Annotated in this window: 1 protein-coding gene and 1 pseudogene; both read left to right on the top strand. The window is 62.3% G+C overall.

The window, feature by feature from the left end; translation table 11 throughout:
* Nucleotides 1-382: pseudogene (locus tag A2I95_RS38540) on the top strand (ketol-acid reductoisomerase); the annotation flags it as partial.
* Between the two features lie 90 nt (nt 383-472).
* The coding region (locus A2I95_RS38535; protein ID WP_291737669.1) for a DMT family transporter at nt 473-1,343 on the top strand (871 nt) is incomplete at its 3' end.

Below are 1,343 nucleotides of genomic sequence, written 5' to 3'. Positions count from 1 at the left end.
GGTCGAAGCCGGCTACGCCCCGGAAATGGCCTATTTCGAGTGCCTGCACGAAGTGAAGCTGATCGTTGACCTGATCTATGAAGGCGGCATCGCCAACATGGACTACTCGATCTCCAACACTGCCGAGTACGGCCAGTACGTCACCGGCCCGCGGATCCTGAAGTATGACGAAACCAAAGCCCGCATGAAGGAAGTCCTGAACGACATCCAGCAGGGCAAGTTCGTGCGCGACTTCATGCTGGAGAACGCGATTGGCCAGCCGACCATCAAAGCGTCCCGCCGTGCCAACGACGAGCACGCGATCGAGGCAACCGGCGCCAAGCTGCGTGGCATGATGCCCTGGATCTCGGCCGGCAAGATGGTCGACAAAGAGAAAAACTAAGGCGCCCGCGGGAATATCCGCAGCCAGATTCCTCTGCAGGGCGTTCCACTATGGAGCGCCCTATTCATTTGAATTGACTGAGATTTTCCGATGCCAGACTCTCCCGGTGCCGCCAATTGGGCCAAGCTCTTGTTCCTCGGTGTGATCTGGGGTGCCTCCTTCATGGCCGTGTCGCTGGCGCTGCGGGGCTTTTCGCCGATGACCATCGCCGCATTGCGGATTTCAATTGGCGCGCTATGCCTGCTGGCGGTGATTTCTGCGATGGGGATCGGATTGCCCTCCCTGCTCAGCCGCGAAGGCCGGATCATCTGGGCCTGTGCCATTGGCATGGGGTTCTTCTCCAACGCCCTGCCCTTCACACTGCTGAGTTGGGGGCAAACTTACGTGGCCAGCGGTTTTGCCGGAGTTTGCATGGCAGTCGTGCCGCTGTTTGTGCTGCCGCTGGCGCATGTGCTGGTGCCGGGCGAGCATATGACCCTGCGCCGCACCCTCAGCTTTCTGATCGGCTTTGCCGGTGTTGTGGTGCTGATCGGCCTCGACGCCTTCCGCTCTGCCGGCAGCGATTTTGAATCGCTTGCGCGCCTGGCCTGTCTTGGCGCCTCGCTGTGTTATGCTATCGGTTCGATCATCACCCGGCTTTGCCCGCAAGTGAACATGCTGTCGCTCTCTGCCGCAGCGCTGCTGTGCGGTGCTGCTATGATGACCCCGGCAGCCCTCTGGGCCGAAGGCGTGCCGGAACTGCCCGCCGCGCTGCCGCTGGGCGCCGTCATCTACCTCGGCCTGCTGCCCACCGCGCTGGCGCAGGTGCTGCTGGTCCAGGTCGCCCGCAGCGCCGGGCCTGCATTCCTGTCCACCGTGAACTATCAGGTGCCGGTCTGGTCGGTGATCTTTGGCGCTGCCCTGCTGGGGGAGACACTGCCGCCGCAGCTGTTTGCAGCTTTGGCTTTGATCCTCGGCGGGC

It is taken from the genome of Leisingera sp. F5 (genome assembly GCF_001593695.1).
This window is presented reverse-complemented; position numbering and strand designations above follow the sequence as displayed.